We start from the raw sequence: 25,181 nt of genomic DNA on the forward strand, positions 1-25,181 counted from the left end.
CTGAGCCTATTTCGCCGGTCGGCCCCGAAATCAAGCCCCTGGCAGTGACGGGTGTGACAGGTGTTCACTGGGACCATGAGATCGATCTGGAAGGGCGCGCTGACGTTCGGCCTCGTGAACGTCCCCGTGAAGGTCTACGCGGCCACCGAGGACCACGACGTCAGCCTGCATCAGGTGCACAACGCCGACGGCGGACGCATCCGCTACCAGCGCCGCTGCGAGGTGTGCGGCGAGATCGTCGCGTACTCGGACATCGATCGCGCGTACGACGACGGCGACCGCACCGTCGTGCTCACCGACGAGGATCTGAAGTCGCTGCCGTCCGAGCGCAGCCGCGAGATCGACGTCGTGGAGTTCGTGCCGAGCGAGCAGGTCGATCCGATCACCTACGACAAGTCGTACTTCCTCGAGCCCGATTCCGCCTCGCCGAAGGCGTACGTGCTGCTGCGCCGGACGCTCGAGCAGACGGATCGCACGGCGATCGTGCGGTTCTCGCTGCGCCAGAAGACGCGCCTGGCCGCCTTGCGCGTGCGCGGCGACGTGCTGATGCTGCAGACCCTGCTGTGGGCGGATGAGGTGCGGGCGGCCGAGTTCCCGTCGCTGAACGAGTCGGTCAGGATCTCCGCGAAGGAGCTGGAGCTGTCGGCGAGCCTCGTCGAGAGCTTCTCGAACGACTTCGATCCGGATGAGTTCGTCGACGAGTACCAGAAGGAGCTCAAGACGCTGATCGCGGCGAAGCTCGAGAAGGGCGACGCCATCGACACCGACGCCACCTTCGGCGAGCAGGAGGAGGAGGGCGGCGAGGTCATCGACCTCATGGCCGCGCTGCGTGCGAGCGTCGAGCGCTCGCGTGCCTCTCGGGACAAGGGGGACGCGGGCAAGGACGCCGAGGACGACGCCGAGCCCGAGGAGAAGGCCGAGAAGCCCAAGCGGAAGCGGTCGACGAAGAAGGCCTCGTGAGGCGCAGTCTGCCTCGATCGACGTGCTGGTCCTGACCGCGGTCAGAGCTTGATGTCGGGCTTGCCGTCGCCGTCGATGTCGGCGCCGCGCTCGAACACCTCCGGCTCGAGGATGAGCTCCTCCACCGGGATGGGGGCGGGCTCGCGGCGGGCCTTGCGACGCTCGGCGAAGTAGTGCCAGAGGGTGACGAGCGCCGTGCCGCCGACCGCCGCCAGCAGGATGAGGTCGATGTACTCGGTGACGAAGTGGCTCACCCACGGGATGAATGCGATCAGGTAGCCGACCATCGTGAGGCCGAAGCCCCACAGCACGGCGCCGATGAGGTTGTAGAGCGAATAGCGCTTCCACGGCATGTGACCCACGCCGGCCGCGACGGGCGCGAAGGTGCGCACGACGGGAACGAAGCGCGCGAGCACGATCGTGATGCCGCCGAATCGTTCGAAGAAGGCATTCGTGCGTTCGACGTTCTTCGTACTGAACAGCCCCGATTCCTTGCGTTCGAAGACGGCCGGCCCGCCCTTATGGCCGATCAGATAACCGGCCTCGCCGCCGATGAACGCGGCGAGGGCGATCAGCCCGCTGGCGACCCAGATGTTCACGCCGAACACGTTGTGCGTGTTCGTCAGCAGCCCCGAGATGATCAGCAGCGTGTCGCCCGGCAGCAGGAACCCGACGAGCAGGCCGGTCTCCGAGAACACGATGAGGCAGACGACGAGCAGGGCCCACGGGCCGGCCGCGTCGATGATGGCCTGGGGATCCAGCCAGGGAATGAGAGCGAGGGGACGCAACGGTCATCCTGTCGTTGACTACTGCTGCTGCGATGGGGGGAGTGCGGAACGGAGACGACGGACGCGTGCGCTCGCCGCCGACGATCGGCGGTGCGGAAGGTGGGACTTGAACCCACACGCCGTGAGGCACAGGAACCTAAATCCTGCGTGTCTGCCAATTCCACCACTCCCGCGAAGTGCGATCAGTCTACTTATCGCCGCAGACATGCCGCGGGAGGATGGCCCCCGACTTCTCGGGCGTCATCCCGCCCTGTGGATAACTTCCCTGCCGGTGGGCGCGGGATTGTCATCATGACCGGGTGACCCAGCTTCATCCGGACCGCGGCCTGGCGACGGCCTCGCTCGTCGACCGCGTCCGCGAGCGGCTGCGCGCCGACCGGACGGATCCGACCGAGGCGCCGGATGCGGTCGCCCGCATCGCGCAGGCGGAGGTGCGCAGGCACAACGACATCGCCCTCGCCCGGGGCACGGCGCCGCTGGATGACGAGCCCGCCCGGATCCGCGAGGTGCTGGCGGCGGTGACGGGCTACGGGCCGCTGCAGCCGTATCTCGATGACCCGCAGATCGAAGAGCTGTGGATCAACGCGCCCGACCGGATCTTCGTCGCGCGTGGCGGCGTCTCCGAGCGGGTGCCGGTGCAGCTGACCGACACCACGGTGCGCGACCTCGTGGAGAGGATGCTCCACGCCACGGGCCGACGGGTCGACCTGAGTCAGCCGTTCGTCGACGCCTCGCTGCCCGACGGATCTCGCCTCCACGTCGTGATCGGTGGAATCGCCCGCAAGCACTGGGCCGTCAACATCCGCAAGTTCGTCGCGAGCCACCGCTCGCTCGATCACCTCGTCGCCCTCGGGTCACTGCCGCCGACGGCTGCCGATCTGCTCCGCGGCGCGATGAGGGACGGGCGGAGCCTGCTCGTGTCGGGCGCGACGCACGCGGGCAAGACCACCCTGCTCGGTGCGCTCGTGTCCGCCAGCCCGGCCTCGCACCGGATCGTCACGGCCGAGGAGACGTTCGAGCTCGCGATCGACGCCCCCGACCTCGTCGCCATGCAGGGCCGGCAGCCGAGCCTGGAGGGCACGGGCGAGATCACCCTGCGCCGTCTCGTCAAGGAGGCGCTGCGCATGCGCCCCGATCGCCTGGTGGTCGGCGAGGTGCGCGACGCCGAGGCGCTCGACCTGCTGCTCGCTCTCAACACCGGCGTGCCCGGCGCGGCGACGATCCACGCGAACTCGGCGGCCGATGCGCTCGGCCGCCTCGCGGCGCTGCCGCTGCTCGCCGGCCGCAACATCGATCGCGGCTTCGTGCTTCACGCCGTGGCGACCAGCGTCGACCTCGTCGTCCACTGCGAGCGCACGGCGGACGGGTTCCGCCGCGTCTCCGAGATCGTCGAGCCCACCGGGCGCATCTCGGGGGAGCTGCCCGAAGTGCGCACGGTCTACCGCGCGACGGAGGCGGCGGGATGACCGTGCTGTGGGGAGCCCTGCTCGGCGGCGGGCTCCTGCTGCTGGTGTCGCCCTGGCTGTGGCCCGCGTCGGCGACCAGGCGGTCGAAGGCAGCGCGGGACGGTGCGCTGACCCGGCTGCTCGCCGGCGCCGGGCTGTCGCACGTGTCGGAGCGCATCGTGATCGTGGCGTGCATCGTCTGCGCGCTGCTGTGCGGCGCGATCGCCTGGCTCGCCACGAGCGTGGGAACGCTCGCGCTGCTCGCCCTGTTGGCGGGGTCTGCCGTTCCCGTCATGTGGCTGCGATCGCGGCGATCCCGGCTCATCCGTGCCCGGCGCGCGCTCTGGCCCGATGTCTGCGACCTGCTGATCGCGTCGGTGCGGGCGGGGATGTCCCTGCCTGACGCGATCGCGAGCCTCGCGCTGTCGGCGCCGCCCGCCCTGCGACCGGCGTTCGCGCGGTTCGAGCGCGACATGAGCGCATCCGGTCACTTCGACTCCAGTGCCGACCGGCTGAAGAGCGCCCTCGCGGACCCGATGGCGGATCGGATCGTCGAGACCATGCGGATGGCCCGCCAGGTGGGTGGCACCGATCTGGTGCCGGTGCTGCGGGCGCTGTCCGCCTCCGTGCGCGCCGACGCGGCGCTGCGCGCCGAGGTGGAGTCGCGGCAGTCGTGGACCAAGGGCGCGGCGGTGCTCGGCGTGGTCGCGCCGTGGGTGATCCTCGCCATGCTCGCGCTGCGCCCCGAGGGCGCCGATGCGTACTCCAGCCCGGAGGGAGTGATCCTGATCATCGTCGGAGCCGTGGTGTCGCTCGTCGCGTACCGCGTGATGATCCGGATCGGCCGCCTTCCCGAGCCGCGCAGGTGGTTCGCGTGACCTGGGCCACGGACGCTGCCCTCGCCGTGCTGCTCGGCGGCGGGCTCGGCGGAGGCATCTGCCTGCTGCTTGTGCTTGTCCCTCGCATCGGCGCCCCCTCCGTGTCGCGCCGGATCGCGCCGTACATCCGAGAGGTCACGGACCCTGCGGGCACGACGGCGTGGGAGTTCATCGGCAGGGCGGGAGCGGCCGGATCACTCGGCTGGTCGACGGCCGTCGAACGGGCGGCGTCCTGGGCCGTGCGCCTGGTGGGGACATCGGATGCCCTCGCGACGCGCCTCGCGCAGGCGGGCAGGGAGCCGGATCCGGCCGCGTTCCGCGCGCGCCAGCTGGGTTGGGGAGTGGCGGGTCTCGGGGCCGGCGCGCTCGCCGTGGTGGTGCTGGCGCTCGCCGGGTCGTTCGCGGGTCCGACCCTGCTGCTGCCGATCGTCGCCGGAGCCGCAGCCGTGATCGCCTGCGACGTGCTGCTCACCGCGCAGGCGAAGGCCCGCACGGCCCGCATCGCGGACGAGATGCCCACGGTGCTGGAGTTCCTCGCCCTGTGCCTCGCCGCGGGCGAGGGCATCCTGGACAGCCTGCGCCGCGTCGCCGCGGTCGGATCGGGCGAGCTCACCGCCGAGCTGCGTGCCGTGGTGCTCGACGTGGGGACCGGGTCGAGCCTGCCCGACGCGCTCACGGCCATGTCCCGGCGCCTTCATGTGCCGTCGCTGTCCCGTGCGGTCGAGCACCTGGTCGCCGCACTCGACCGCGGGGCACCGCTCGCGCAGGCACTCCAGGCGCAGGCCGCCGATGCCCGCGAAGACGCCAAGCGAAGCCTCATCGAGGCCGCGGGGCGCAAGGAGATCCTGATGCTCCTCCCGCTGGTTTTCGGGCTCCTCCCGCTGAGCGTCCTGTTCGCCGTCTTCCCCGGGGTGTTCATGCTCCGGCTCGGGATCGGCTGACGGACCGCCCGCACTGACCACACCGCACAGACCAGACATCACAGACCAGACAGCAGAGAGAGGGAACACACATGGAACGGCTTATCGAGACGACGGGGGCCCGGGCACGCACCGCCTGGGGCGACGTGGTGGACGAGGAGCGCGGTGACGTCCCCGGATGGGTGCTCATCACGCTGATGACGGCGGGCTTGGTCGTGCTCATCTGGGCGCTCGCGGGGCCGGCGCTGTCCGGTCTGTTCGAGCAGGCGATCACCCGGGTCACCGGCGGACTGGGCTGAGGATGTCGCCCGCGACGCGCACGACGGGGGAGGCCGAGCGCGGCTCGGCCTCCGCGGAGTTCGTGCTCGTCGGCGGGCTGCTGACCCTGCTGACCCTCGCCGTGCTGCAGCTGGGCCTGGCGATGTACGTGCGCAACGTCGTGCATGACGCCGCCGTCGAGGGGGCGCACCACGCCGCCCTCGCCGACTCGGATCAGGCGCGGGGCATCGAGCGCACGCGGTCCGTCATCGAACGCGCCGTGGGACCGCAGTACGCCGACGACGTCACCGCGGCGTTCACCACAACCGGAGGGGCGGCGTCCGTCACCGTGACGGTGCGCACCGTGCTGCCGCTTGTGGGGCTCCTCGGGGTGCCGGCGGCGCTGGAGGTGAGTGCGAGTGCTCCCGTGGAGACGCTGCCGTGAGGCGGCCCGCCGCCTGCTGCAGCCCGCACGCGGCGAGGAAGGCTCGGCGGCCCTGGAGTTCCTGACCGTCGGCGTGGTGATGCTCGTGCCGCTTGTGTACCTTGTCCTCGCCCTCGGGCAGATTCAGGCGCAGTCCCTGGGCGTCGAGGCGGCGGCCCGCTTCGCGGCCCGCGCGCTCGCCGGGGGACAGGGAGATGCGGATGCCGTGCTGACGTCCGTGACCGGCCAGTACGGGATCGAAGCATTCGACGCCTCGGTGAGCTGCACTCCCGTGTCCACGGCCTGCCCGGAGCCGGGCGGCACCGTCCACGTCACCGTGACCGCCGAGGTCCCGTTGCCATTCATCCCGCCCGTCCTCGGACTCGAGCGCCTGAGCAGCGTGCCGGTGCAGGCGACCGCGGTGCAGAAGGTGTCGCGCTACGAGGACGCGCGATGAGGCCGCACGACGAACGGGCACACGACGAGGAGGGAAGCATCCTGCCGCTTGTGCTCGGCTACGCCCTCCTCGCGATGACGCTCATCCTCGTCTGCGCCAATGCCACCTCCCTCTACCTCGCCCAGAAGCGCCTCGACGCCCTCGCGGACGCGGCCGCGCTCGCCGCATCCGACGGCTTCACCCTGACCCTCGAGGCCGGAGTCCCGCGGGCCGAGCTCGACGACGAGCGGATCCGCGTGCAGGCCCAGTCGATCGTCGACGTCGCGCCGGGGGATCCGGTCCTCGTCGACGCCTCCAGCGGCGACGGACGCTCGGTGCGCGTGACGGTCGCGACGTCCTGGCATCCGCCGATCCTGGCGCCCTTCGTGCCGGAGGGAGTGCCGCTGCAGGCGACCGCCACCAGCCGCAACGCCCTCGACTGAGAAGCGGTCGCAGGTCACTTCTCGCGGCGCAGCACCAGCACGGTGAGATCGTCCTCCACGGTGCCCGACAGCGCCGCGTCCACCACGGCGCCCACGGCGTCGGCCGCGGACTTCGCGGTGCGCGCCGCATCCCACACCCTGTCGAGATCGTCGAGCGAGCCCCCGAGCGCGTCGAGCACGCCGTCGCTGACCACCAGGAGGGTCTCGCCGGGCTCGAGGTGTTCACGGCCGACCGGGCGCGATTCGCCGACGCCGATGCCGAGCGGCAGTCCGCCGCCGTCGAGTGGTCGTACGCCTTCGACGGCCACCACTGCCGCCAGGCCGTGCCCGGCATCCGCGAAGGTCACGTCGCCGGACGGGGCGTGGATGAAGGCCCGGAAGACCGTGACGAACGCATTCGCGGCATCCAGATCGCGCTGCATGCTCTCCTCGGCGAGCGTCATCGGCCTCACCACGTTCTCGTCCGCGCCATGCGCCCGCAGAAGCGACCGGGTGGTCGCTGCGAGGATCGCCGCCCCGGCCCCCTTTCCCATGACGTCCGCGAGAGTGAGCACCGCGCCGTCGTCGACGCCGTACCAGTCGTAGAAGTCGCCACCGACGGACCCCGCCGGAACGGTGCGTGCAGCGAGGTCGTAGCCCGGCAGCGGCGGTACTTCGGTCGGCAGAAGGCCGGCCTGCACGCGGGCTGCGCGCATGAGCTCCTGGCGTTCGATGGTGACATCGCGTAGCACCGTGACGACGCCCCCGTCCGCGACGGCCTCGGGCAGTCGCGCCGTCGTGAACGACACGATCCGCTCGGCATCCGGCGTGCGCACGAGCAGGTCGAGATCCCGCACGTCCTCGCCCGCGAGCGAGCGGCGGAACGGCATGGCCTCATCCGGCAGACGGCGACCATCCAGCGTGTGCAGGGAATCGAGATCCGAACCCGGCCTGGCCTCACTGCTCGCGGCCGACTCGCCGAGCAGGAGCCGGGAAGCCGCGGGGTTGCGTGCGATCACGTTGCCGCGTCGATCCACGACGCGCACACCCTCGGACATCGTGTCGAAGATCGTGCCGAAAAGCATCGCCTGCGATCGCGCCTCGTCGCGAGCACCGGCAAGCGCCGCTGAGAGCGCGACTCGTTCGTCGCGGTCGAGTGCCAGTGCGAGGCTGATACCGCAGAAGACGACGACGTACAGCTGCCCGACGGCGACTTCGAGAACCGGATCCCCCACGAGGTGGATGGGTCCGTACCCGTTCAGGGTGCATCCGATCACGGCCGCGGCGACCAGCAGACTGAACAGGGGAATCTGCCCCGTCGGCAGGCGCAGTCCGGCCCAGCAGGCTAGCACCAGCAGCGGGAAGAACACGGTGAGGTTCTCGATGAGGAGGAACCACGCCACGTGCACCAGCGGTCCGAGCAGCAGCAGGGCCACCCACTCCGCCGGACCGGATCGCACAGTCTGGCGCGCCTGCTCGATGGCTTCGCGGATGCCGATCCGCGCGTCACCCGCACCGACCACCCCGCCGGGGACGGCAACGGCCCCACGGCCGGCGTCGATGCGCGTCGCGATCATGAATCCGAACGGGACGAGCACCAGGAGGCTGCCGAAGTTGCGCGCAACCCAGAGCAGAAGGACGCTCCACGTCCACCCCTCGCCCGAGAGCAGCGCCTCGATCTCCAGGAGCGGGGCCGACGCGGCCGGCCCGGCGAAGGCGGCGGACGCGAACCACCACATCTCGTGCCGATCGAGCATTGTGCGGCCCCGCCCGCGCCAGATCCGGGGGCAGAACCGCCGCAGCAGCGCGTCGCAGACGACGCATTGAAGCACCGCGGCCGCGCCTCCCCACAGGGCTCGGGAGGGGGTGCCGGCGGTGGCGATGACAGCGAGTGCCGTCAGCAGCCCGATCAGCGCGAAGTCGGCCCAGCGCTGGGACGAACCGGCGCGGGCGACGATCCACAGCACGGACACCGCAGCGGCGGGCCACACCATGCTGATGTCGTGGTCGGGGACGACGGTCGTACGCCCGACCAGAGCGGCGAGGAGATACCCGGCTGCGAAGGAGGCCGTGACCACCACCGCAGAGCGCCTGGTGCGGCCTCCGCGTCCGTCTGCCACCATCGATGGCCGCCCTTCGCTGTCGGCCCGGCACGCGCCCACACAGCAGACCGTGAGCACGCCGGAATCTCCAGCCTAGGAGTGCGGGCGGCGCGCCGCCAAGAGACAGGATCGAACACGGACGGCACCGTGACCCGGTCCTAGGGTGAGGGGAAGAGACGACGCCGCGTCGCGGGGAGGGATGTGCGATGGCCACGAACGCTGCCGACGAGTCCACGGCGCGGAGCACGCTGCGCATCGGGCTCATCCGCATCTGCGCGGTGCTCTCTTTGCTCGCCGGCACCGTCTACATCGTGTGGCGCTGGGGCTGGTCGATGAACCTCGCCCACTGGTGGATCGCTGTGCCGCTCGTCATCGCCGAGACGTATGCGCTGATCGACGGGCTGCTCTTCGCGGTCACGATCTGGCGGATGAAGGTGCGCGGCCGCGCACCCGTCCCGCGAGAGGGAGCCACGGTCGATGTCTTCATCACCACCTACAACGAGCCTCCCGAGCTCGTTGCGCGCACCGCGGAGGCGGCGCGGGACATCCGCTGGCCTCACGAGACGTGGATCCTCGACGACGGCGCGCGGCCCGAGATCCGCGGGATCGCCGAGCGGCTCGGCGTCGGGTATCTCACGCGCACCAGCGACTGGGAGGGCAAGGCCCGTCACGCCAAGGCAGGCAACCTGAACAACGCGCTCTTCCAGACGAGCGGCGAGTTCCTGCTCATCCTCGATGCGGATCAGATCCCCGAACCCGAGATCCTGGATCGCATGCTCGGTTGGTTCGAGGACCCTGAGGTCGCCCTGGTCCAGTCGCCGCAGTGGTTCTCGAACGTGACCGACGCGGATCCGCTCGGCAGTCAGGCGCCCCTGTTCTACGGCCCCGTGCAACAGGGCAAGGACGGCTGGAACGCGGCGTTCTTCTGCGGTTCGAACGCCGTCCTGCGACGCGAGGCGCTGATGCAGCTCGGCATCGCCGGCTATGTGGAGGCCACCGAGAAGGCCGTGCGCACCTCGCTCGTCGTGTCTCGGCGCGTGCTCGCCCGGGCCGAGCGCGGACTGCGGGACGACGATCACGCCGCGACGCGCCAGGCGGTGACGACGCTGCGCAGGGCGGCGGACGAGGCGCTGTCGCGCCTCGACTCCGGTGAACCGGTGCAGGTCGTGAGCTGGGACTTCCAGAGGGCGGTGGACGCCGCCAGCCGCTCGAGGGTCGCGGACGACCTCGACGCCATCCGGGCGGACCTCGCCGAGCTCGCGTCACTGACGCCGCAGATCGAGGGCGACACCCAGGGCGTGACATTCGACGACGACGCCCTTGAGCAGCTGGCCGAGCGCGACTGGTCACCGCTCAGTGCGATCGAGCGCGTTGCCGCGCTGCTCCGGGCGGTCGACGTCGATCGCTCGGGCGAGGCCCTGCCGATCATGCCGGTGTCGTCGGTCTCGGTCACCGAGGACATGGAGACCTGCATGATGCTGCACAGCCGCGGCTGGAAGTCGGTCTACCACCACGAGGTGCTCGCCAAGGGGCTCGCGCCCGAGGATCTGGGCACGATGATCACTCAGCGCCTGCGATGGGCACAGGGGACGATGCAGGTGCTGCTCAAGCGCAATCCGCTCACGCTGAAGGGCCTCCGACCCGGCCAGCGACTGAGCTACTTCGCGACGATGTGGAGCTACCTCAGCGGGTTCGCCGCCGTGGTCTTCCTGGCGGCGCCCATCCTGTATCTCCTGACGGGCGCGACGCCGGTCTCCGCGTGGGGCGGAACGTTCCTCGTGCTGTTCGTGCCGTACTTCGTGCTGAATCAGCTTCTGTTCGCGGTGGTGGGCTACGGGGTGAAGACCTGGCGCGGCCAGCAGTACACGCTTGCGCTGTTCCCGGTGTGGATCAAGGCCCTCGTCACCGCGGCCGCGAACGTGTGGTTCGGGCGTCCGCTGTCGTTCGCCGTCACGCGCAAGAGCGCCGCGACCGAGCGCCCGCGATTCCCCGCACGGCTGATCTGGCCGCAGCTGGCCTTCATGACCGGCCTCGTGCTGGCGGCGGTCACCGGCATTCTCACCCTGAGCTTTCCCGGGGCCGTTCAGATCGGCATCGCGGGTCCCGTCAATCCGACCGGCGTGGTCGTCAACGTCCTGTGGGCCGTGTACGACCTGGTGGTGCTGAGCGTGATCATCCGCGCAGCGTTCTACCGGGCGCCGGAGACCGCGACGCTCGAGCGCGTCGACAGCAAGGAGGCATGACCGATGGAGATCACTCAGCGGAACGCGGAGGGGTACGTGGCGCTCGCGCCCCAGGGCCGGTTCGACATGGTGAACGCGCCGGTCGTGAAGGCCCGCATCGACGCCCTCGTGCGGGGCGGCGACACCCGGATCATCGTCGACCTGCAGGGCGTGAGCTTCATGGACTCGTCGGGTCTCGGTGCGCTCGTCGGCGGCCTGAAGACGGCGCGGCAGGCGGGTGGCGACGTCCGGATCGCGCATCCGGGGGAGCAGGTGCGAGCAGTGCTGCGGCTCACGAAGCTCGACCGCATCCTTGCGCCCTTCGAGTCCGTCGAGGACGCCTCCCGCGGCTGGTGACGCCCTCGACTGACTAACGCCGGGGCACGTACCGCGGGACCCAGCGGATGAACGCCAACGCGCCGAGCAGGCCGATGACGCCGATCCCTCCTGCCGCGACCGAGAGCGACGCCACCGCGGTGAGTCCCGACACCACAAGCGGGCTGAGCGCGCCACCCGCGTCGGTGATCGTCCTCCAGGCACCGAGGAACGCCGCCGGGCTCTGCTTCGGCGCGACGTCGGCGCCGAGCGTGAGAAGGATGCCGCTCGAGAGGCCGTTGCCGACGCCGATGACGACCGCGAAGACGCCGAACCACATCTCGGCCGCGGACACGTCGTGCGTGAAGGCGAGAGCGATCATCGCGCCGCCCATCAGGATGAGCGACGGCACCGCCGCCCAGAGGCGTCCGAAGCGGTCCATGACCTGGCCGCTGGCGTAGAAGAGCGCGAACTCCAGCGCCCCCGCGATTCCGACGATCAGGGCGATGGTCGACGAATCGAGCCCGATCGACAGGCCCCACAGCGGCAGGATCGCGGGACGCGACGCGCGGACGAACGACAGCGACGCCGCCGCCACGCCCAGCCGGGACAGGACGCCCCGGTTGCTGCGGATGGTCCCGAAGATGCCGAGCCGCTCGCTCGTCGGGATGGATCCGGTGACCGCCTCGCCGGTGTCCTCGGGCTCGACCGCCTCCTCGCGCTGCGCCGTGCGCTCGGCACGGGCGGCGGCCGCCGCCTTCTCCTCCGGATCGGGGCCGAACGTCACGAGCAGGCCCACGACCACGAGGCAGGCGCCGAAGAACCAGATGCTCGCCTGCTCACGCCCGAAGATCGCGAGCAGCGCGGCGGAGACGAACGGTCCCGTGAACGCGCCGAGGCGGAAGGAGCCGCCCAGCAGCGACAGCGACCGCGCGCGGTACGCGACCGGTACGCGCGTCGTCATGAACATGTGCCGCGCCAGGGCGAACGCGGCGGCGCTGAGGCCGATCACGAACACCGACAGCATCAGCACGCCGAGGTGACGCGAGAGCAGCATGCCGGCGATGCCGAGCAGCGACACCGCGGAGGCGAGCGCCATCGTGTACCGCTCGCCGAGCCGCGGCACGAGCCATCCCGCGGGCAGGTTGCCGCACAGCTGGCCGACGACGATCATCGCCGTCACCAGGGCGGCGGTTGCGAGGTCGGCGCCGAACTCGCGCGAGATGATCGGCAGCAGCGGCAGGATGGCGCCCTGGCCGAGCGAGTAGATCGCCGTCGGTCCGTAGACCATCGGCGCGTAACGGCGGATCGCGTCCGCGGCGCTGCCCGGCCCGCGGGCGTCGTCGCCGGATCCGGATCCCTGGTCGGCGCTCATCACCTCCACGCTAGCCGGGGGCAGGCCAGTCCGTCCCGGCGCGGCCGGAGGCCCGGCCGCGATAGGCTGGGGCGTCATGCTTGAATACGATCCTTCCGCCGAGATCCAGGCGCTGCGCACAACGTTCGCGAACATCCGAGAGGTGGTCGACGTCGACTCGCTGCGCGCCGAGATCGCGCGGCTCGAGGCGGAGGCGTCCGAGCCGGGGCTGTGGGACGACACCGCCAACGCCCAGCGCGTGACGAGCGCGCTCAGCCACGCGCAGTCGGCGCTCGCGCGCGTCGAGAGCGTGGAGCGCCGGCTCGACGACCTCGAGGTGCTCGTCGAGCTCGCCAACGAGATGGGCGACGAGGACTCGGTCTCCGAGGCGCGCAAGGAGATCACCGACCTCGAGAAGGTCATCGGCGACCTCGAGGTGAAGACCCTGCTCGACGGCGAGTACGACGACCGCTCGGCCGTCGTGACGATCCGCTCCGGAGCGGGCGGCGACGACGCCACCGACTTCGCCGAGATGCTCATGCGCATGTACCTGCGCTGGGCAGAGCGCAACAAGTACCCGGTGAAGGTGCTCGACACGTCCTACGCCGAGGGCGCGGGCATCAAGTCGGCGACGTTCGAGGTCGACGCCCCCTACGCCTACGGCGTGCTCTCGGTCGAGGCGGGAACGCATCGCCTCGCCCGCATCAGCCCGTTCGGCTCCGCCGACAAGCGCCAGACGAGCTTCGCCGCCGTCGAGGTCATCCCCGTCATGGAGGAGGCCGTCGAGGTCGAGATCCCCGAGGGCGACCTGCGCGTGGACGTGTTCCGCTCGTCCGGCCCCGGTGGTCAGTCGGTCAACACGACCGACTCGGCCGTGCGACTGACCCACCTTCCGACCGGCATCGTCGTGTCGATGCAGAACGAGAAGTCGCAGATCCAGAACCGCGCCGCCGCCATGCGCGTTCTGCAGACCCGCCTTCTGCTGTTGCAGAAGGAGGAGGAGGCGGCGAAGAAGAAGGAGCTCGCCGGCACGATCACGGCGAGCTGGGGCGACCAGATGCGCTCCTACTTCCTCTACGGTCAGCAGCTCGTGAAGGACCTGCGCACCGGCCACGAGTCGGGAAACCCCGCGACAGTCTTCGATGGCGACATCGACGGGTTCATCAACGCGGGCATCCGCTGGCGCAAGCGCAAGACGGACGACTGAGCAGAGACGGCATGAGCTCCGGTGACGACGACGCCCTCTCCTGGGACGGCGACGACGACCTGAAGGATCCGGCCCCGACTGCGCGGAAGGACGCGCTGCCGCGCGGCTGGCGCGCCGTCGGCAAGGGCAGCGACGACCTCGCTGAGCCCGAGGAGACCGAGGACGAGGCCGAGCCCACGCCCCTGGGGAACGCGGCGCTCGTGAGCGTCGGCGTCCTCGCCGGCATCTACACGCTCTACGCGGTCGGCTGGGCGCTCGGCGGGTTCCGCCTCCGCGACCGGATCCAGAGCGACACGGGAGCCGTCGCCGACATGATGTTCCAGGGCGCGATGTGGCTCGGGATGCTCTCGCCCCTGATCTGGTTCCTCGTGACCATGCACGTCACGCGGCGCGGGCCGCTGTGGCGGCGCTTCGCGGGCCTGGCGATCGGCATCGTGCTTCTTGTGCCGTGGCCCTTCGTGATGATGGGGGCGATCGGCCGATGAGCACCACGACGACGAGCAGACGCCCGCCGCTGTGGGCGGTCGCGACGATCGCTGGGTTCTTCGGCCTGCTGTTCGCCTACGCGGTCTGGACGGCCGTCAACTACCTCGTCGCCACCCTGCAGGCGGCGGGCGCCGCCGGGCTCTCGCTGCTGTCGATGGGCTGGGTGGTCTGGGTGCTCGCGATCATCCTGCCGATCCTGCTCTTCGCGGTGGCGGTGGCACTCGGTCGGCGGCGCGGGCTGTTGACGCTGACGCTCTTCCTGCTCACGGCGCTGGCGCTCGTGGCGGTGTTCTGGCTCGACGTCGTCGCCTACACGACGACCGTGCCGATCATCGGCTGACGCGGCGTAATGACGTCGGGTCGGCCTGAGCGCCTCGGCTAGAGTGGCAGGGCAGGATCGCGCTCCGATGGCGTGGCGCGAAGGACAGAATCCACCCCCGCCCATGTAAAGCAGCGCAGTCCCCACGCGCACGCCTCGAAGGATCCACCACGTGCCGAAGCCCGTCGTCCTCATCGCCGAAGAACTCTCTCCCGCAACGATCGAGGCTCTCGGTCCCGATTTCGAGATCCGCACCGTCGACGGCACCGACCGTCCCGCCCTCTTCTCCGCCCTCGCGGACGCGAACGCCGTGCTGATCCGGTCGGCCACGAAGATGGACGAGGAGGCGATCGGAAAGGCGCCGCAGCTCAAGGTGATCGCGCGCGCCGGCGTCGGCCTCGACAACGTCGACATCAAGGCCGCCACCACGGCCGGCGTGATGGTCGTGAACGCGCCGACCTCGAACATCATCTCGGCGGCCGAGCTGACCTGCGGTCACATCCTGAGCCTCGCGCGCCACATCCCGCCGGCCGCGACCGCGCTCGCGGGCGGTGAGTGGAAACGCAGCAAGTACACCGGCACCGAGCTGTTCGAGAAGACCCTCGCGGTCGTCGGTCTCGGCCGGATCGGCGCGCTCGTCGCGGCCCGCATGCAGGGGTTCGGGATGCGCGTGATCGCCTACGACCCCTACGTCACGCCGCAGCGCGCCCAGCAGCTCGGCGTCGAGCTGGGCACGCTCGACGAGGTCCTCGAGCAGGCCGACTTCCTGACCATCCACATGCCGAAAACCCCCGAGACCACGGGCATGATCTCGACCGACGAGCTCAAGAAGATGAAGCCCACGGCGTACGTGGTCAACGTCGCGCGCGGCGGGCTCATCGACGAGGCGGCGCTCGAGCAGGCCCTCAAGGACGGCGAGATCGCCGGTGCCGGTCTCGACGTGTTCTCGAGCGAGCCGCCGGCCGACACGCGCCTGACGGGCCTGCCGAATGTCATCGCGACCCCGCACCTCGGCGCGTCGACGGACGAGGCGCAGGAGAAGGCGGGCGTCGCCGTTGCCCGCTCGGTCAAGCTCGCGCTCGAGGGCGACCTCGTTCCCGACGCGGTCAACGTCGCCGGCGGCGTCATCGACCCGTTCGTGCGCCCCGGCATCGCGCTCGTGGAGAAGCTCGGCCAGGTCTTCAGCGGTCTCGCGAAGGCGGCCGTCACGAGCCTCGACCTCGAGGTGCGCGGCGAGCTCGCCGCCTACGACGTCAGCGTCTACCGCCTGGCGGCGCTCAAGGGCATCCTGACGAACGTGGTCAGCGAGAACGTCTCGTACGTCAACGCGCCGCTGTTCGCCGAGCAGCGCGGCATCGAGACGCGGATGACCGTCGAGGCCGAGAGCCCCGAGTACCGCAACATCACGACGCTGCGCGGCGCGCTGTCCGACGGCAGCGTCCTGAGCGTGTCCGGCACCCTCGCCGGCACGCGGATGGTGCAGAAGATCGTCGGCATCAACGGCTACGAGATCGAGGTGCCGATCGAGAAGCACCACGTTGTGCTGATCTACAAGGACGCTCCCGGCATCGTCGCGATCTACGGCGCGAAGTTCGGGGCCGCCGGCATCAACATCGAGGGAATGCAGGTCGCCCGCGAGAAGGCCGGCCTCGCCCTCAGCATCGTGACGGTCGACCAGCGCGTGCCCGACGAGGTGCTCGAGGAGATCGGCCGCGACATCGACGCGACGCTGATCACCCAGATCGAGATCACGGAAGCCTGACATGTCCGACGCTCCCGGTCTGCGCAGCCTCGCGCTGCGCGACCGGGAGCGCTTCGACTACGGCGACGTCATCCTCGTCGCCAAGCCGCCGCGCACGAGCGACGATCCGCGCGAGTGGGCCGAGGCGGTGTTCTCGATCGCCTCGATCCCGCCCGCGGTGAGGGTGCTGTTCGGCGTCAGGATGGCGCTCGCGCCGCTCCTCGGGCTCCGCCCCGCGCCACGCGGCGTGTTCGACGTGCGGGAGGTGGTCGGCGACGAGGCGCTCATGGCGTTCGACGACGACCATCTCGACTTCCGGTGCGCGGTGGGCGTGGACCCGGTCGCGGGAGTCGTGCGGATGACCACGGTCGTCCGGTTCCGCAACTGGCGCGGCAGGCTCTACTTCACGCCGGTCGGGCTGCTGCATCCGTGGATCGTGCACGCCATGCTGCGGCGCTGCCGCCGGCTGATGGTCGAGCGGGGCCGCGCGGAACGCTGAGTCGCGTCAGTCGCGCGCGGCCGTCTCGACCAGGCGGATCAGCGCGGTGAGCGCCTCGCCGCGCGGCACCGGACCCGGCAGGTCGTTCATGAGTGCCGAGTTCACGTAGATCCCGTCGCTCACGAGCATCACGAGGTCGAGTGCCGCATCGTCGCGCACATGGGGCCGGAGGGCGTCTGCCCAGCTGTCGCGCACGGCCGCCAGCTCCGCGGAGGCCGTGCTGTTGCCGCCGTGCGCGAGCCGGCCGACCGCCGTGATCGCGCGGTCGAGGGGGAGGCCGACATCGCCCGATGTCGAGAGGAAGTACGCGATCGGACCCTCCGGCGCGGAGCGCACCGCCTCGATGTCGCGAGCGGCGAGGGCGCTCAGTCGCGCGTACATGCCCTCCTCGAGCGCCTCGCGGGAGCCGAAGTGGTACAGCAGGCCGCCCTTCGACACCCCCGCCTCGCGGGCGACGCTCTCAAGCGTCGCGGCACGCTCTCCCTCGGCGATCAGCAGCTGCTCGAAGGCGTCGAGCACCTTCTCGCGGGCGTGCGGTGGGCGGCTCTCGGTGGACAACACGATCCTCAACTTCGCGCTCCCGGCCATCGCGAGGGACCTCGAGCCGTCAAGCGCCGAGCAGCTGTGGATCATCGACGCGTACTCGCTTGTGCTCGCCGGACTGCTGGTGACGATGGGATCGCTCGGAGACCGCTTCGGGCGGCGCCGCATCCTGCTGATCGGCGCCGTGGGCTTCACGATCGTGTCCGTGCTCGCGGTGTTCGCGCCCACCGCCGGCTGGCTGATCGCCGCGCGCGCCGCGATGGGCCTGTTCGGCGCGTGCCTCATGCCCTCGACGATGTCGCTGCTGCGCGGGATCTTCCCCGACCGCGACCAGCGCCGGATCGCGATCTGGGCCGGGATGTTCTCGGCGGGCGCGGCCCTCGGACCGATCGTCGACGGATTCCTGATCGAGCACCTGCCCTGGCAGAGCGTGTTCCTGCTCGCGGTGCCCGTGCTCGCGCTGCTGCTCATCCTCGCCCCGTTCTTCGTGCGCGAGAGCCGCGATCCGCGACCCGGCCCCGTCGATGTCGCGAGCATCGCGCTGTCGATGCTCGCCCTCGCGCCCATCGCGTACGGGATCAAGGAGGTCGCGATCCACGGGTTCGCGGGTGCCCTGCCGATCCTCGTCGGAGCGGTGTTCGCGTGGCTGTTCGTGCGGAGGCAGCTGCGGATGACCGCGCCGATGCTCGACATGTCGCTGTTCCGGCGCCCGGCATGGTGCTGTCGATCCTCGGCGGCCTGGCGGTCACGCCGATCGCCCGCCGTCACCCGGCGGGAATCGTCGTCCCGGCGTGCCTCGCGTTCGCGCTTGCCGGGTACCTGCTCGTGGGGATCGCCGGCGCGCAGGACCTGTGGCTGCTCGTCGTGGCGTTCGCCCTGCTCGGGATGGGCATCGGCGCCGCAGAGACGGTCTCGGGCGAGCTCATCCTGGCGAACGCGCCGGCGGCCAAGGCCGGAGCAGCCAGTGCGGTCTCCGAGACCGCCTACGAGCTGGGCGCCGTGCTGGGCACCTCGATCCTTGGCGGCATCCTCACCGCGGGCTACCGCTCGAGCCTCGTCATCCCGGACGGCGTGCCGGGGCCGCTCGCGTCGCACGCCCGCGAGACGCTCGCCGGCGCGATGAACGCGGCGGACTCCCTCGGTGGCGACGTCGGGGCCGCGCTGCGCGACGCCGCTGCTGCCGCGTTCGGCGGGGGAGTCGCCGTGACCGCGTACATCGGCGCGGCGCTCGTGGTGCTCAGCGGCCTCATCGCCGCCATTACGCTGGGAGGACGCCGAGGGGCCGCGGAGCGCTGACCGCCCGGACCGCGGCGGAGGCAGAAGGAGAGCAATGTCGCGTGTCGTGAAGCTTGCCGTCATCCCGGGCGACGGGATCGGCCCGGAGGTCGTCGCTGAGGCCGAGAAGGTGCTCGACACCGTGACCGCCGGATCGGATGTCGCGTTCGAGAAGACCCGGTTCTCGCTGGGGGCCGGTCGCTTCCTCGAGACGGGTGACACCCTCACCGACGACGACCTCGAGGCGATCAAGGAGCACGATGCGATCCTGCTCGGCGCCGTCGGGGGAGTGCCGGGCGATCCGCGCCTGAAGGACGCCAACATCGAGCGCGGCCTGCTGCTGAAGCTGCGCTTCGAGCTCGACCACTACGTCAACCTGCGGCCCTCGAAGCTCTATCCCGGCCAGCCGGGGCCGCTCGCCGACCCGGGCGACATCGACTTCGTCGTCGTGCGCGAGGGCACCGAGGGACCCTACGTCGGCAACGGCGGATCGATCCGCAAGGGCACCCCGCACGAGGTCGCCAACGAGACGAGCGTGAACACCGCCTACGGCGTCGAGCGCGTCGTGCGCTACGCCTTCGAGCTCGCCGAGCGCCGGTCGAAGAGGCTCACGCTCGTGCACAAGACCAACGTGCTGGTCAACGCCGGGGCACTGTGGCAGCGCACGGTCCAGGAGGTGGCGATTGGCCATCCGGACGTCGCCGTAGACTATCTGCACGTCGACGCGGCGACGATCTTCCTGGTCACGAACCCCAGCCGCTTCGACGTGATCGTCACCGACAACCTCTTCGGCGACATCCTCACGGACCTTGCCGGCGCCGTCACCGGTGGCATCGGCCTCGCCGCCTCGGGGAACATCAACCCCGCCGGCGCCTTCCCCTCGATGTTCGAGCCCGTCCACGGCTCGGCGCCGGACATCGCCGGCACGGGAAAGGCCGATCCCACGGCCGCCATCGGCTCCGTCGCCCTGCTGCTCGATCACCTCGGGCTGCGCGAAGAGGCGGATCGCGTGACGCGCGCGATCGAGGAGGACATCAGCGAACGGGGCGCAGAGCCCCGCACCACGACCGAGATCGGCGACGCCATCGCCGCCCGTCTGCAGGCGTAATCTGGGCGCACACGTGCCCGAGACAGGACCCGACATGACTGACACCCTCGCTCAGACCGACGCAGCACTCGCCCCGCTCGAGTTCGCCGTCACCAAGAACCTCGCGGCGAAGTCGCCCGCCGCGCGCGAGCAGATCCTCGCCGATCCCGGCTTCGGCACGCACTTCACCGACCACATGGTCGACATCTGCTGGTCGGTCAAGGGCGGCTGGCACCGCCCGCGCGTGCAGCCGTACGGCCCGATCAGCCTCGATCCGGCCGCGGCCGTGCTGCACTACGGGCAGGAGATCTTCGAGGGAATCAAGGCGTACCGCCACGCCGACGGAAGCATCCACACGTTCCGTCCCGAGCAGAACGCGCTCCGCCTGCAGCGCAGCGCGCGCCGCCTCGCCCTGCCCGAGCTGCCCGTCGAGTACTTCCTGCAGTCGATCCGCGAGCTGATCGCGGTGGATGGCGCCTGGGTGCCGTCCGGCGAGAACCAGAGCCTGTACCTGCGTCCGTTCATGTTCGCCAAGGAGGCGTTCCTCGGCGTGCGCCCGGCGAACAAGGTCGCCTACTACGTCATCGCCAGCCCGGCCGGTTCGTACTTCACGGGCGGCGTGAAGCCCGTCACGATCTGGCTGTCCGAGCGATACCAGCGTGCCGCGAAGGGCGGCACCGGCGCGGCGAAGACCGGCGGCAACTACGCGGCGAGCCTCCTGCCGCAGGCCGAGGCCTACGAGAACGGCTGCGACCAGGTCGTCTTCCTCGACGCCGATGGCAACATCGAGGAGCTCGGCGGCATGAACATCCTGTTCGTGAAGAAGGACGGCACGCTCGTCACGCCCGCCTCCGAGACCATCCTCGACGGCATCACGCGCAACTCGATCCTCGAGCTCGCGCGCGACCGCGGTCTCACGGTCGAGCAGCGTCCCGTCTCGCTCACCGAGTGGCGCGAGGGGGTCGCCTCGGGCGACATCACCGAGGTGTTCGCGTGCGGCACGGCCGCCGTCATCACGCCGATCGGCGCGCTCAAGGGCGCCGGCTTCGAGGACACGCAGCCGACCGGCGAGCTCGCCCTGTCGCTGCGCGAGGAGCTGACCGACATCCAGTACGGCCGCATCGAGGACACACACGGCTGGCTGCACCGGCTGGGCTGAGCTGCGGCCGGTCGCTTCGGCTCGCAAGCTCACTCAGCAACCGAGCATGGTTATCGAGCGAGCGTAAGCGAGTCGAGATGACGGGCCGTAGACGAGATGGGGAGTCGAGTGCCGCCGGCTGCACTGCTGGTTAGGCTGAGCGGGTGAAGATCGCTCGGTTCAGCCACAACGACACAATCCGCTACGGAGTCCTCGACGGGACAGAGCTCGTCGTGCTGGCGGGCGATCCGATGTTCGCCGGGTTCGACACCACGGGCGAGCGCGTCTCCCTCGCCGATGCGGCCCTGCTCGCGCCGGTGATCCCGCGTTCGAAGGTCGTGTGCGTCGGGCGCAACTACCGCGACCACGCCGCCGAGCTGGGCAACGACGTGCCGACCCAGCCGATGCTGTTCTTCAAGCCGAACACGGCCGTCATCGGCCCGGGCGACGCCATCGTGCGCCCCGCGCAGAGCAGCGACACGCAGTGGGAGGGCGAGCTCGCGGTCGTGATCGGCCGGATCGCCAAGAACATCAAGGCCGAGAACGCGCTCGACTACGTCTTCGGGTACACCGTGGCGAACGACGTCACGGCGCGCGACCTGCAGAAGCCGGATGGGCAGTGGGCGCGGGCGAAGGGGTTCGACACGTTCTGCCCGCTCGGGCCGGCGATCGAGACCGACTTCGACTACCGCGAGGGCGAGGTCATCACCCGGCTGAACGGCGAGGTGAAGCAGCAGGCGCCGTTCACCGACATGATCTTCGACATCCCGTTCCTGATCGAGTACGCGTCCGCGGCGTTCACGCTGCTGCCCGGCGACGTGCTGCTGACGGGCACGCCCGCGGGCGTCGGGCCGTTCCAGGCGGGCGACACGATCGAGGTCGAGATCCCCGGCCTCGGCATCCTGCGCAACACCGCGCGCGACGCGCTGGCCTCCTGACGTGAGCACGGCGGTCGTCCCCGGCATCGAGGAGATCGCGCGCGTCCAGGGGCGCACCGTCCGGGTGCTCGCCGCCGGCCAGGTGCTGGGCGGGGTGTCGTTCGGCGCCACGGTGTCGCTCGGGGCGCTGCTCGCGGCGGATCTGTCGGGCGAGGAGTCGCTGTCGGGTTTCGCGACGGCGGCGGTCACGCTGGGCGCGGCGCTGTGCGCCATCCCGCTCGCGCGGCTCGCGGGGGTGCGGGGCAGGCGCTTCGCCCTCACCCTCGGCAACACGTTCGCGCTGGCGGGCATCGCGATCGTCATCCTCTCCGCCGCCCTGCGGCTGTTCCCACTGCTGCTGGCCGGAGTGATCCTGATCGGCGCGGGCAATGCCGGAAACCTCCAGTCGCGCTTCGCGGCGACCGACCTCGCGACGCCGCAGCGGCGCGGGCGCGATCTCGGCACTGTCGTGTGGGCGACGACGGTGGGCGGCGTGCTCGGGCCCCTCATGATCACTCCCGGCGAGGCACTGGGCGCGGTCGTCGGGATGCCGCCGCTCACGGGCGCGTACCTGTTCTCGATCGTCGCGCAGGTCGCCGCTCTCGTGCTGTACCTCGTCGCGCTGCGACCGGATCCGCTCGCGCTCGCGCAGCGCATCGCGCTGTCCGCCGGCCCGTCGGGCCCCGTCGTCGAGTCGGATCGCCCCGTGGCGGCCCGCTACGCGATGCTCGCCGTCGCCGCGTCGCACGTGGTGATGGCCTCGGTGATGGCGATGACGCCCATCCACCTGTCGCACATCGCGCACGCGGCGCACGGCGGACACGCAGTGGAGACCACCGAGATCACCCTGCTCGTGGGCACGACGATCGCGCTGCACGTGCTCGGGATGTACGGCGCCTCGCCGCTGTTCGGCTGGCTCGCCGACCGGATCGGACGCGTCACCACGATCCTGGCGGGGCTCGGCATCCTGACGCTGGCGCTCGGCACCCTGACGCTCTGGCCCGACGAGCAGCCCGCGGTGGTGGTGGGCCTGTTCCTGCTCGGCCTCGGCTGGAGCGCCGGGACCGTCGCCGGATCGGCGCTGCTGACGGAGAGCACGCCGATCGCCCGCCGCCCGCGTCGGCAGGGCCTCAGCGACACGACGATGACCGCCTCGGCGGCGGTCGGGTCGGTGCTCGCCGGCATCGTGCTCGGGGGCCCCGGTTACGGCGCGCTCGCCCTCATCGCGCTCGCGATCGTGGCCGTCACCGCGCTGTTGTCGCCGCTCGGCCGGCGCTGACCGGGATCAGCCGCGTAGGGCGCCGACGGCGCGGTCGACATCCGCCTCGTCGTTGAACACGTGGAACGCGAGGCGCACGCGACCGGCGCGACCCGACGCGGTGATGCCCGCGCGGGTGAGGCGGGCGAGGTCGTCGCCGCCCTCATCCGGCCAGGACACGATCGCGCTGGGGATCGCCGGCTCGGGCAGGCCGAGAAGCTCGCGGCAGCGGCGGGCGAGGCCGGTGGTGTGGCGGTGGATCGCCTCGGGGTCGGCCTCCGCGAACATGGCGAGGGAGGGCTCGGCCCCCACGAACGCCTGCCAGGCCGGCGAGACATCCAGCCGGCTCGCGTCCTCCGCGAGGGCGACCTCATGGCCGTAGCAGGACGTCCACGGGTCCTGCCCGGCGTACCACCCGGCGAACAGCGGAGGGATCTCCCGCGCGAACTCCTCGGTCACGGCGAGGAAGGCGACGCCCCGCGGCGCGCAGAGCCACTTGTAGGCGTGGCACACGAGCGCGTCGACGGAGGAGGCCGCCACGGGCAGCCAGCCCACCGCCTGCGTGCCGTCGCAGAGCGTGCGCGCACCATGACGTCGCGCTGCCTCCGTGATCGCGGGCAGGTCGGCGACCTCGCCGGTGGCCGACTGCACGAGCGAGAACGCGACGAGCGCCGTCTGTGCGCTCACCGCAGTGGCGAGCTCCGTGAGCGGAACGGACCGCACACGCAGTCGCCGCGTGGAGTGGACGAATGGAAGCAGCAGCGACGAGAAGTCGCCATCAGGGATGAGCACCTCCGCACCCTCCGGCAGCGCGGCGGCGATCAGCGCGACGAATGGCGACGTCTGGGACCCGATCGCGATCCGATCGGGGGATGTGCCGACGATCGTCGCGAAGTGGCCGCGAGTGCGCTCGACGGTCGCGGAGTACGCCGCCGCGTCGACGCGGGCCTCGGCCGACGCCTGGGCATCGGCGATGAGGGCGTCGCGCGCGGCGACCGGCAGCGGGCCCACCGTGCACGCGGCGAGGTAGCCGGCGCCGCCGGCGAAGCGGTCACGCAGGGGAGAGGTCGTGGCGACGGCGGGAGTGGCGGGCATGACTCAAGCCTCGCCGGACGCCACCCATTCGTCTACAGCAGGTTATGGATGACGTCCATCATGCGGGGTTATGGTTGTCGCGTGGACGACACCGACGGGACGAGGGCATCCGGCCTCGACATCCAGGATCTGCGTCTTATACGCGCGGTCGCCGACGGCGGCTCGATCACGGCCGCCGCCGCGGTGCTCGGCTACAGCCAGCCGGCGGTGAGCCAGCACCTCAAGCGGCTCGAGGCCCGCACGGGGCTGCCGCTCGTCGAGCGGGTGGGGCGACGCGCTCGCCTGACCGAAGCGGGCCGCGTCCTCGCGCGCCACGCGCCCGCCGTCGCCACCGCGCTGGAGGCGGCGCAGGGCGACCTCGACCTGCTGCGCGGCGGCGGGGCCGGGAGAGTCCGGCTCGCCGGGTTCCCGTCCGCCTCCGCCACCGTGCTTCCGCGGCTGCTCGCCGCCCTGGCGCAGAAGCATCCGGGCATCCAGCTGCAGTACGTGGAGGCGGAGCCGCCGGAGGCCGTCGACGCCGTGCGCGACGGGCGCGCCGATCTCGCCCTGACCTTCAGCTTCCCCGGAGACCGGGAGGACCCGCACGGCGAGAGTGCGCGCGGCCTGTCGGTGCAGGTCGTCGGTCACGATGACCTGCTGCTCGTGCTGCCGGCGGCGCACCCCGCGGCGGGCGAGGAGGGCGTGGACGTCGCGCGGCTCGCGGGGGAGAACTGGATCGGCGGATGTCCCCGGTGCCGCCGTCACCTGCTCGAACTCTGCGCGCGCGCCGGCTTCGCCCCGCGCATCACGTTCGAGACCGACAACTTCGTGGCCGTGGAGAGCCTCGTCGCGCAGGGGATCGGCGTCGCGACCCTGCCGCGGATGGCCCTTGAGGCGACGCCACGGCACGCCGGCGTGACGATCCGGTCGCTGCCGGGACGCGAGCGGCGCACGCTTCACCTGGTCTCGGCGCGCGGGGCCGAGCGGGTGCCGTCGGTGCGGGCGGTGCGCGAGGTGGTCGAGCGCGTCCTTCCCGGCATCCTGGGCCCGGAGTCGTCGCCGGCGGGTTCCGCTCGCGGCCCTCGGGCGGAGGATCCGCGCAACTAAGCTGGA

The 25,181-nt window shown here is 71.1% G+C and carries 25 protein-coding genes, 1 tRNA gene and 1 pseudogene; 21 read left to right on the top strand and 6 right to left on the bottom strand.

Features of this window, described 5'->3' with window-relative positions; translation table 11 throughout:
* Positions 1–75 precede the first annotated feature (75 nt).
* The gene (gene ku / locus ABD161_RS09470) at positions 76–960 is read left to right on the top strand and encodes a non-homologous end joining protein Ku (protein ID WP_344001833.1); all 885 of its coding nucleotides are present in this window, start codon (positions 76–78) and stop codon (positions 958–960) included.
* 41 nt (positions 961–1,001) lie between these two features.
* On the opposite strand, the gene ABD161_RS09475 is transcribed toward ku, so the two are convergent.
* Positions 1,002–1,748 carry a DedA family protein gene (locus ABD161_RS09475; RefSeq protein WP_344001835.1) on the bottom strand — a complete coding sequence of 249 codons (747 nt, stop codon included), beginning with the start codon at positions 1,746–1,748 and terminating at the stop codon, positions 1,002–1,004.
* Between the two features lie 91 nt (positions 1,749–1,839).
* Positions 1,840–1,921, bottom strand: a tRNA-Leu gene (locus tag ABD161_RS09480).
* A gap of 126 nt (positions 1,922–2,047) precedes the next feature.
* On the opposite strand from ABD161_RS09480, the gene ABD161_RS09485 reads away from it, so the two are divergent.
* From ABD161_RS09485 to ABD161_RS09515, 7 genes are all read left to right on the top strand, one after another.
* Entirely contained in the window at positions 2,048–3,214 is a 1,167-nt protein-coding gene (locus ABD161_RS09485) for a TadA family conjugal transfer-associated ATPase (protein WP_344001837.1), read from the top strand.
* Positions 3,211–4,071: a type II secretion system F family protein gene (locus ABD161_RS09490; protein WP_344001839.1), complete on the top strand. Its 861-nt coding sequence runs from the start codon at positions 3,211–3,213 to the stop codon at positions 4,069–4,071. Before ABD161_RS09485 ends, ABD161_RS09490 begins: the two co-directional genes overlap by 4 nt.
* A complete protein-coding gene (locus ABD161_RS09495; protein WP_344001841.1) occupies positions 4,068–5,012 on the top strand; it encodes a type II secretion system F family protein in 945 nt (314 codons plus the stop codon). Before ABD161_RS09490 ends, ABD161_RS09495 begins: the two co-directional genes overlap by 4 nt.
* Before the next feature lie 71 nt (positions 5,013–5,083).
* Positions 5,084–5,290: a hypothetical protein gene (locus ABD161_RS09500; protein ID WP_344001843.1), complete on the top strand. Its 207-nt coding sequence runs from the start codon at positions 5,084–5,086 to the stop codon at positions 5,288–5,290.
* Between the two features lie 2 nt (positions 5,291–5,292).
* Entirely contained in the window at positions 5,293–5,694 is a 402-nt protein-coding gene (locus tag ABD161_RS09505) for a TadE/TadG family type IV pilus assembly protein (protein ID WP_135115227.1), read from the top strand.
* On the top strand, positions 5,669–6,130 hold the full coding sequence (locus ABD161_RS09510) for a TadE family protein (RefSeq protein WP_135115228.1): 462 nt from the start codon (positions 5,669–5,671) through the stop codon (positions 6,128–6,130). Before ABD161_RS09505 ends, ABD161_RS09510 begins: the two co-directional genes overlap by 26 nt.
* The gene (locus ABD161_RS09515) at positions 6,127–6,552 is read left to right on the top strand and encodes a pilus assembly protein TadG-related protein (RefSeq protein ID WP_344001847.1); all 426 of its coding nucleotides are present in this window, start codon (positions 6,127–6,129) and stop codon (positions 6,550–6,552) included. The genes ABD161_RS09510 and ABD161_RS09515 overlap by 4 nt, the downstream gene beginning before the upstream one ends.
* A gap of 14 nt (positions 6,553–6,566) precedes the next feature.
* Here ABD161_RS09515 and ABD161_RS09520 read toward each other — a convergent pair whose 3' ends face one another.
* Positions 6,567–8,612, bottom strand: coding sequence for a SpoIIE family protein phosphatase (locus ABD161_RS09520; RefSeq protein WP_344001849.1), 2,046 nt, complete (start codon positions 8,610–8,612; stop codon positions 6,567–6,569).
* A gap of 227 nt (positions 8,613–8,839) precedes the next feature.
* Here ABD161_RS09520 and ABD161_RS09525 point away from each other — a divergent pair, with 227 nt between their 5' ends.
* Together ABD161_RS09525 and ABD161_RS09530 are read left to right on the top strand one after the other, a co-directional pair.
* Complete coding sequence (locus ABD161_RS09525; protein WP_344001851.1) at positions 8,840–10,876, top strand: glycosyltransferase; 2,037 nt, start codon at positions 8,840–8,842, stop codon at positions 10,874–10,876.
* A gap of 3 nt (positions 10,877–10,879) precedes the next feature.
* Positions 10,880–11,212 carry an STAS domain-containing protein gene (locus tag ABD161_RS09530; protein WP_344001853.1) on the top strand — a complete coding sequence of 111 codons (333 nt, stop codon included), beginning with the start codon at positions 10,880–10,882 and terminating at the stop codon, positions 11,210–11,212.
* A 13-nt stretch (positions 11,213–11,225) separates the two neighbouring features.
* On the opposite strand, the gene ABD161_RS09535 is transcribed toward ABD161_RS09530, so the two are convergent.
* Entirely contained in the window at positions 11,226–12,545 is a 1,320-nt protein-coding gene (locus ABD161_RS09535; RefSeq protein WP_425560852.1) for an MFS transporter, read from the bottom strand.
* A gap of 76 nt (positions 12,546–12,621) precedes the next feature.
* Here ABD161_RS09535 and prfB point away from each other — a divergent pair, with 76 nt between their 5' ends.
* From prfB to ABD161_RS09560, 5 genes are all read left to right on the top strand, one after another.
* Positions 12,622–13,731: a peptide chain release factor 2 gene (prfB, locus tag ABD161_RS09540; RefSeq protein ID WP_344001855.1), complete on the top strand. Its 1,110-nt coding sequence runs from the start codon at positions 12,622–12,624 to the stop codon at positions 13,729–13,731.
* An 11-nt stretch (positions 13,732–13,742) separates the two neighbouring features.
* Complete coding sequence (locus ABD161_RS09545; protein ID WP_344001857.1) at positions 13,743–14,216, top strand: DNA polymerase III subunit gamma/tau; 474 nt, start codon at positions 13,743–13,745, stop codon at positions 14,214–14,216.
* A complete protein-coding gene (locus tag ABD161_RS09550) occupies positions 14,213–14,557 on the top strand; it encodes a hypothetical protein (RefSeq protein WP_344001859.1) in 345 nt (114 codons plus the stop codon). Before ABD161_RS09545 ends, ABD161_RS09550 begins: the two co-directional genes overlap by 4 nt.
* 151 nt (positions 14,558–14,708) lie before the next feature.
* Entirely contained in the window at positions 14,709–16,298 is a 1,590-nt protein-coding gene (gene serA / locus ABD161_RS09555; protein ID WP_344001861.1) for a phosphoglycerate dehydrogenase, read from the top strand.
* Position 16,299: 1 nt separating this feature from the next.
* Positions 16,300–16,776: a DUF2867 domain-containing protein gene (locus ABD161_RS09560; RefSeq protein ID WP_344001863.1), complete on the top strand. Its 477-nt coding sequence runs from the start codon at positions 16,300–16,302 to the stop codon at positions 16,774–16,776.
* A gap of 6 nt (positions 16,777–16,782) precedes the next feature.
* Here ABD161_RS09560 and ABD161_RS09565 read toward each other — a convergent pair whose 3' ends face one another.
* Positions 16,783–17,334 (bottom strand): TetR family transcriptional regulator, encoded by a 552-nt coding sequence (locus ABD161_RS09565; RefSeq protein WP_344001865.1) that lies wholly within the window; start codon positions 17,332–17,334, stop codon positions 16,783–16,785.
* Between ABD161_RS09565 and ABD161_RS09570 the strand changes: the two are divergent.
* From ABD161_RS09570 to ABD161_RS09590, 5 genes and pseudogenes are all read left to right on the top strand, one after another.
* Positions 17,321–18,615 (top strand): annotated as a pseudogene (locus tag ABD161_RS09570) (MFS transporter); the annotation flags it as partial. The gene ABD161_RS09565 and the pseudogene ABD161_RS09570 sit on opposite strands and share 14 nt — an antisense overlap.
* A gap of 34 nt (positions 18,616–18,649) precedes the next feature.
* A complete protein-coding gene (locus ABD161_RS09575) occupies positions 18,650–19,702 on the top strand; it encodes a 3-isopropylmalate dehydrogenase (protein ID WP_344001867.1) in 1,053 nt (350 codons plus the stop codon).
* Between the two features lie 34 nt (positions 19,703–19,736).
* Positions 19,737–20,840, top strand: coding sequence for a branched-chain amino acid aminotransferase (locus ABD161_RS09580; RefSeq protein WP_344001869.1), 1,104 nt, complete (start codon positions 19,737–19,739; stop codon positions 20,838–20,840).
* 143 nt (positions 20,841–20,983) lie between these two features.
* Positions 20,984–21,757 (top strand): fumarylacetoacetate hydrolase family protein, encoded by a 774-nt coding sequence (locus tag ABD161_RS09585; RefSeq protein WP_344001871.1) that lies wholly within the window; start codon positions 20,984–20,986, stop codon positions 21,755–21,757.
* A 1-nt stretch (position 21,758) separates the two neighbouring features.
* On the top strand, positions 21,759–23,015 hold the full coding sequence (locus ABD161_RS09590) for an MFS transporter (RefSeq protein WP_344001873.1): 1,257 nt from the start codon (positions 21,759–21,761) through the stop codon (positions 23,013–23,015).
* 6 nt (positions 23,016–23,021) lie between these two features.
* Here the strand turns inward: ABD161_RS09590 and ABD161_RS09595 are convergent, their stop codons facing one another.
* Positions 23,022–24,089: an aminotransferase class V-fold PLP-dependent enzyme gene (locus tag ABD161_RS09595; protein ID WP_344001875.1), complete on the bottom strand. Its 1,068-nt coding sequence runs from the start codon at positions 24,087–24,089 to the stop codon at positions 23,022–23,024.
* Between the two features lie 81 nt (positions 24,090–24,170).
* On the opposite strand from ABD161_RS09595, the gene ABD161_RS09600 reads away from it, so the two are divergent.
* A complete protein-coding gene (locus ABD161_RS09600) occupies positions 24,171–25,175 on the top strand; it encodes a LysR family transcriptional regulator (RefSeq protein WP_344001877.1) in 1,005 nt (334 codons plus the stop codon).
* The last annotated feature ends 6 nt before the right edge of the window (positions 25,176–25,181 follow it).

Source organism: Microbacterium paludicola, assembly GCF_039529675.1.
GTDB lineage: Bacteria > Actinomycetota > Actinomycetes > Actinomycetales > Microbacteriaceae > Microbacterium > Microbacterium paludicola.

Coding starts and splice junctions, on each gene's coding strand:
- ABD161_RS09535 (WP_425560852.1), bottom strand. CDS start 12,545: ATGAGCGCCGACCAGGGATCCGGATCCGGCGACGACGCCCGCGGGCCG.
- ABD161_RS09575 (WP_344001867.1), top strand. CDS start 18,650: ATGTCGCGTGTCGTGAAGCTTGCCGTCATCCCGGGCGACGGGATCGGC.
- ABD161_RS09500 (WP_344001843.1), top strand. CDS start 5,084: ATGGAACGGCTTATCGAGACGACGGGGGCCCGGGCACGCACCGCCTGG.
- ABD161_RS09515 (WP_344001847.1), top strand. CDS start 6,127: ATGAGGCCGCACGACGAACGGGCACACGACGAGGAGGGAAGCATCCTG.
- ABD161_RS09505 (WP_135115227.1), top strand. CDS start 5,293: ATGTCGCCCGCGACGCGCACGACGGGGGAGGCCGAGCGCGGCTCGGCC.
- ABD161_RS09545 (WP_344001857.1), top strand. CDS start 13,743: ATGAGCTCCGGTGACGACGACGCCCTCTCCTGGGACGGCGACGACGAC.
- ABD161_RS09580 (WP_344001869.1), top strand. CDS start 19,737: ATGACTGACACCCTCGCTCAGACCGACGCAGCACTCGCCCCGCTCGAG.
- ABD161_RS09530 (WP_344001853.1), top strand. CDS start 10,880: ATGGAGATCACTCAGCGGAACGCGGAGGGGTACGTGGCGCTCGCGCCC.
- ABD161_RS09550 (WP_344001859.1), top strand. CDS start 14,213: ATGAGCACCACGACGACGAGCAGACGCCCGCCGCTGTGGGCGGTCGCG.
- ABD161_RS09490 (WP_344001839.1), top strand. CDS start 3,211: ATGACCGTGCTGTGGGGAGCCCTGCTCGGCGGCGGGCTCCTGCTGCTG.
- ABD161_RS09595 (WP_344001875.1), bottom strand. CDS start 24,089: ATGCCCGCCACTCCCGCCGTCGCCACGACCTCTCCCCTGCGTGACCGC.
- ABD161_RS09525 (WP_344001851.1), top strand. CDS start 8,840: ATGGCCACGAACGCTGCCGACGAGTCCACGGCGCGGAGCACGCTGCGC.
- ku (WP_344001833.1), top strand. CDS start 76: ATGAGATCGATCTGGAAGGGCGCGCTGACGTTCGGCCTCGTGAACGTC.
- ABD161_RS09560 (WP_344001863.1), top strand. CDS start 16,300: ATGTCCGACGCTCCCGGTCTGCGCAGCCTCGCGCTGCGCGACCGGGAG.
- prfB (WP_344001855.1), top strand. CDS start 12,622: ATGCTTGAATACGATCCTTCCGCCGAGATCCAGGCGCTGCGCACAACG.